This is a genomic window from Pseudactinotalea sp. (assembly GCF_048594945.1).
Lineage (GTDB): Bacteria > Actinomycetota > Actinomycetes > Actinomycetales > Beutenbergiaceae > Pseudactinotalea.
Genome location: NZ_JBMDXJ010000128.1, coordinates 1 through 5,143, shown reverse-complemented (window position 1 = coordinate 5,143; position 5,143 = coordinate 1). Strand labels below are relative to the sequence as shown.

Genomic DNA, 5,143 nt, shown 5'->3' with positions numbered 1-5,143 from the left:
GTGTGGGCTCGCCGCACCTGCGCGAGGTCCTGGACGTCACGTTCGAGCGTCAGACGCACATAGTCGTCGATCCACCGCCCACGAGACCGGTCGCTGGCCGCCGTCAGCGCGAGGGGAAACCCACCGCGCACGACGCAGCGGATGTACTCCTCGCGAGTGGCCGTGGGTAGCTGCTCGCGTACGAAGCGCGTGGGCTCGGAGAGGAGATGACCAAGAAGGTCTGGGCGGGTCCGGTTGATCTCGCTCTGAGCCAGCGGCAGGACGGGAAGGCGTTGTAGCCGCCCCGTGAGCGCCTGGGCCGCACGTGGGAGCGACTCGTGTCGTGCGGATCCGGTCAAGATGAACTGTCCAGGATGACCAGACTTGTTGAGGCGCGCCTTGATCGCATCGAGGACAACCGGGGCGTGCTGATACTCGTCGATCAAGACCGGGCGCGTGTCGTCGATCATCGTCGCCGGATCGCTCGCAACCGCTGCACGGGTGTCGAGATCGTCGAGGTCCAGCACGGCGCCGCCGACCTGGAGCGCCAGTTGCGTGAGCAGGGTGGACTTGCCCACTGTCCTGGGGCCTTCCAAGAGCAGCACCGGGCTCTCCTGATGCCGCGCCAGCGCGACCTCCAGGATCCGGCGACTCACCAGTTCATCGACATCCGCCATGCCCGCAACCTTATGCGAATCCTAGAACTGCCGTGGGCTTAATCCTAGAACTGCCGTAGCTTGAAGCCTGATACTGCCGTAGCTTGATTCCTGAAACTGCCACGTCACGAGACACGCCGATACCGACCCACCCGGGAGCTCGCCGACCTCGCGGCGTTCCTCACGGTGGACCGGCACAGCTCGTCGCTGGACTCTCCCCTACGCTGCCACGGATGACCACGCACGATCTGACCGTCGCGGAGTTCTCCGAACCGCTGCGTCGCCCGGCCATGGTGAACCAGGAGGACGCCCGGCCCGGTCTCGCGCTGACCAACCGCTCCCTCGCGATCGAGGGCGTCCCCACCATTCCGATCAGCGGCGAGATCCACTACTCGCGGGTTCCGCGAGCGCGCTGGCGGGAGCGCCTGGAGCTGATGGCCGCCGGCGGCATCACGGTCGTGGCGACCTACGTGATCTGGTTGCACCACGTGCCCACGCGCGGCGAACCGGACTTCACCGGCAACCTGGACCTCGGTGCGTTCGTGGACCTCTGCGCAGAGGTCGGGCTCGACGTGGTGCTCCGGATCGGCCCGTGGTGCCACGGCGAGGCACGCAATGGCGGCTTCCCGGACTGGGTCCAGCAGGCCGACGTCGAGCACCGCACCGACGACCCCGCCTACCTCGCGCTCGCGGCGGAGTGGTACGCGCAGATCGGGTCAGCAGTGGCCGATCGGTGCGGGCCGAGCGGCCCGATTCTCGGGATCCAGCTCGACAACGAGCTGTACGACCAGCCGGGCCACCTCGCCACGCTCAAGCGCCTCGCCCGCGACGCCGGCCTGCACGCGCCGATCTGGACCGCCACCGCGTGGGGCGGCGCACAGCTCCCCCTGCCCGAAGTGATGCCGCTGTTCGGTGGCTACGGCGACGGCTTCTGGGTCGACTCCGACGCAGGCTGGGACCCCACGTTCCGCAGCCACTACTCGTTCACCGACATCTGGGACGACCCCGGCATCGGTGCCGATGTCCGCACTGCGCCACCCGGGTCCGCCGCAGTCACCGAACCCGGCACCTGGGTCCCGCCCGCCACGTGCGAGCTCGGCGGCGGCATGGCCACGACCTACCACCGCCGCAACCTCCCGACCGCGCTCGACGTCGCCGCCGTGGCCCACACCAAGATCGGCAACGGCTCCGCCTGGCAGGGCTATTACATGTACGCGGGCGGCACGAACCCGCGGCCGAACCTGCAGGAGTCGCACGCCACGGGCTACCCGAACGATCTGCCGGGGCTGTCGTACGACTTCCACGCGCCGATCGGTGAGGCCGGCTTGCTCGCACCGAGCCACGCCGAACTACGCCGCCAGCACGCGTTCCTCGCGGCGTTCGGCGACCTGCTCGCCACCTGGCCCAGCACCACGACGCCCCGCTGGGCGTACCGCGGCGACGGCGACCACGGGGTGCTGTTCATCGCCTGGCACCAGCCTCACTACGACCCGTTGCCGCCCAGCGAACCGCTCCGCTTCCGCCTTCGGCGCCCGTCCGGCTCGGTCACGCTCCCGAGCGCCGCGGTCTCGATCCCGCCAGGCACGCTCGCACGCTGGCCGGTCGGCCTGCAGGTGGGCGGGGTCCGGATCGACTGGGCCACAGCGTCGCTGCTCACCGTGTTGGACGCACCCGACGGCGTCCCGACCCTCGTGCTCTCCGCTCACCCTGGTCTCGCACCCGAGATCGCGGTCGACGGCGTCGCGCACCCGCTCGAGCCGGGGCTCGCCCCGGCGCGTCTCACCCAGGCTGGAGCCGAGCTCGACGTGCTCGTGCTCGACGCCGAGCAGAGCGAGCAGGCCTGGGTGCGGGAGACGCCCGAGCGGACCCTCTACCTCAGCCCTGCCACACTGCGCTGGTCCGCGACCGGCCCGGTGCGGGTCACGGGTGGGGCGAGCACCGCCGTCGAGCGCTACGACACCGCGCGGCGCGCGTTCATCGGTGTGCCGCTCGAGCAGCACGGAGCCGAGCCCCGCGAGGGCGAGGTCGGCCTCGAGCTGGTGCGGGACGCCGTCGGGCCGGTCCCGACCGGCTACGGCCAGTTCCGGAACCGGGAGTCGGCACCGACACCCGACCGGGTCGAGAGCCATGCCGCGATCTGGCGCCTCGCGCTGCCCGACTGGGCGGCCGGAGACCGGACCTACCTGCGGATCGACTGGGCGGGCGACCTCGGAGAGCTGCGCGTCAACGGCCGGGCTGTGTCCGACAGATTCTGGGACGGATCGTCCTGGTGGGTGAACCTCGCCGACTCCGGCGTCGTGGACGGCGCCGAGATCACCCTGCACCTGCTCCCGCTGTCGTCACGGAGCACGATCCACCTGCCGCCGCAGGCACAGGCACGGCGTGACGACCGCGACCTGCTGGCCCTCGATGCGCTCACGCTGGTGCGATTCGGCGAGTGGACGCTCGCCTGATCACCAGGTTGATCACCAGGTGTCGCTGACGCCTTCGAGCACCAGCGGCGTCTGCGTGACCTCACGGAGCAGACCGACCATGCGCTCCATCGCGGTGCGCGCCTCGGGGGTGCTCAGGTCCATCTGGTACTCGTGCCCGATGCTCGCGTCGGTGGTCTCGGCGTCGAAGAACAGCGTGTCGACCTCGACGCCCTGATCCTGGAGTGCCTCGACCATCACCTCGGAGTGCGCGAGCAGCGGGTCGTAGGGCCCGGTCGTGATGAACGACGGCGGGAACGCCTCGGTCACGTGCTCCGGCAGCGTGGCCCACCGGAAGGCATCCGAGTGCTGGAAGTCCTTCTCACCGGAGTACGCCCACAGCACGGTGCGCAGGAAGAAGCCCCACGTGGGATTAGCGGTGTCGGCCAACCTGGGATCGGTGGCGGCGCTGCACAGGATCGTGCCGCGCAGCGACTCCGCCGGCAGCGCCGAGGGCAAGCCGGCTGCGGCCGCATAGTCCGGCTCGGCGATGGTCATGGCCGTCTGTGCCGCGATGTGCCCGCCCGCCGAGTCGCCGGCCAGCACGATCTGGTCGGGATCGATGCGGTACTCGTCGGCGTTCGCCACGAGGAAGCTCAACGCGTCACTGACCTGCAGCACCGGCGTGGGATAGGTGCCCTCCGGCGCCTTGGTGTACTCGATGCTGGCGATCGTGTAGCCGTGCGAGGCCAGTACCGAGAGGTACTCGGTCAGCCCTTCCTTGGTGCCTGCCACGAAGCCGCCGCCGTGCACCCACACCACGGTGGGCAACGGCTCCTGCGCCGGCTCGGGGTAGAACACGTCGAGCCTGCCGTCGGGCCCGGAGTCGTCGTAGACCACATCGATCAGCCGCGTGATGTCGTCGGGGACGTACTGCGCGATCGGATCGGCGCCCCCGCCCCCGAACGCCCCGGAGTGCCGGATCAGCATCGCGCCGGGCCACGCGCTGAACTGGAACCAGACGATCACGCCCAGCACGAGCGCGAGCAGCCCTCCGAGCACCCGCACCGGCCAGCGCCACCAACGCCGCCGTCGGGGCGCTGGCGGCGCCTCGGGTGTCTCCTGATCTGGCCCCGTGTCCACGGAGCCAACGCTAGAAGATCAGCGTGCCGGCGTGTCCCAGGCACTGGTGGGACCGTTGGAGGCGTCGTCGGGCGCGTCGGTCGTGGCCGCGGGGCGTGGCGTGGAGCCGTTCGCGAACCGCTCCTTGACCATGTTCGCGACCTGGTCGGTGACCTTGGCGCCCTGCTCACGCACGACGTCGTTGATCTTCGTCTCGGCCTGCGCCACCTTGTCCTTGACGGCAGGGTGATCCATCGCCGACCGAGCGCTGGCCTTGATCTTCTCGAACTGCTCCCGGCCTGCGCGAGTCCCGAGCACGTAGCCCACCGCGGCGCCGAGGATGAATGCTGCCTTGCCCTTCATGCTGACCTCCCAGAAGTCGTGGTCCGGTTGTCAGTCTTGCACGCTCACGCGGAAGCAGCACGGGCAGTTCTGGCAGCCACCACGAGGTTCTCCAGGCTCGCGACCGTCTCGTCATAGCCGCGGGTCTTGAGACCGCAGTCCGGATTCACCCACAGCTTGCGTTCCCCGACCGAAGCCAGCGCCGCACTCAACAGCTCCGTGATCTCCGTCGTCGAGGGCACGCGCGGCGAGTGGATGTCATACACGCCGGGGCCGATGCCGCGCGCAAACCCGGAGCCAGCGATGTCAGGCAGGATCTCCATGCGCGAACGGGCCGCCTCGACCGAGGTGACATCGGCGTCGAGACCGTCGATCGCGCCGATGACCTCACCGAACTCGGAGTAGCACAGGTGCGTGTGCACCTGGGTGGCGTCCCCGGCGCCGGCGGTCGCGAGCCGGAACGAGCGCACCGACCAGTCGAGGTAGGCGGGTTGCTGCTCGCGGCGCAGCGGCAACAGCTCCCGCAGCGCAGGCTCGTCCACCTGGATGATCCCGATGCCGGCGGACTCGAGGTCGGCGATCTCGTCGCGCAGCGCGAGCGCCACCTGGTTCGCGGTCTCGCCGAGCGGGATG

The 5,143-nt window shown here is 70.0% G+C and carries 4 protein-coding genes and 1 pseudogene; 1 reads left to right on the top strand and 4 read right to left on the bottom strand.

What is annotated here, in order from left to right; genetic code table 11:
* A partial coding sequence (locus tag ACOJSN_RS06095) for an ATP-binding protein (RefSeq protein ID WP_420111618.1) occupies positions 1 to 656 on the bottom strand: 656 nt, incomplete at its 3' end.
* Between the two features lie 212 nt (positions 657 to 868).
* On the opposite strand from ACOJSN_RS06095, the gene ACOJSN_RS06090 reads away from it, so the two are divergent.
* Entirely contained in the window at positions 869 to 3,088 is a 2,220-nt protein-coding gene (locus tag ACOJSN_RS06090; RefSeq protein ID WP_420111617.1) for a beta-galactosidase, read from the top strand.
* A 12-nt stretch (positions 3,089 to 3,100) separates the two neighbouring features.
* On the opposite strand, the gene ACOJSN_RS06085 is transcribed toward ACOJSN_RS06090, so the two are convergent.
* The 3 genes and pseudogenes from ACOJSN_RS06085 to ACOJSN_RS06075 form a co-directional block, all read right to left on the bottom strand.
* Entirely contained in the window at positions 3,101 to 4,189 is a 1,089-nt protein-coding gene (locus ACOJSN_RS06085) for an alpha/beta hydrolase (protein ID WP_420111616.1), read from the bottom strand.
* A gap of 18 nt (positions 4,190 to 4,207) precedes the next feature.
* A complete protein-coding gene (locus ACOJSN_RS06080) occupies positions 4,208 to 4,531 on the bottom strand; it encodes a YtxH domain-containing protein (RefSeq protein WP_420111615.1) in 324 nt (107 codons plus the stop codon).
* Positions 4,532 to 4,575: 44 nt separating this feature from the next.
* Positions 4,576 to 5,143, bottom strand: a pseudogene (locus ACOJSN_RS06075) (5-methyltetrahydropteroyltriglutamate--homocysteine S-methyltransferase); the annotation flags it as partial.

What these genes read in the sequence shown, in the direction of transcription:
- ACOJSN_RS06090 (WP_420111617.1), top strand. Translation starts at nt 869, where the DNA reads ATGACCACGCACGATCTGACCGTCGCGGAGTTCTCCGAACCGCTGCGT.
- ACOJSN_RS06080 (WP_420111615.1), bottom strand. Translation starts at nt 4,531, where the DNA reads ATGAAGGGCAAGGCAGCATTCATCCTCGGCGCCGCGGTGGGCTACGTG.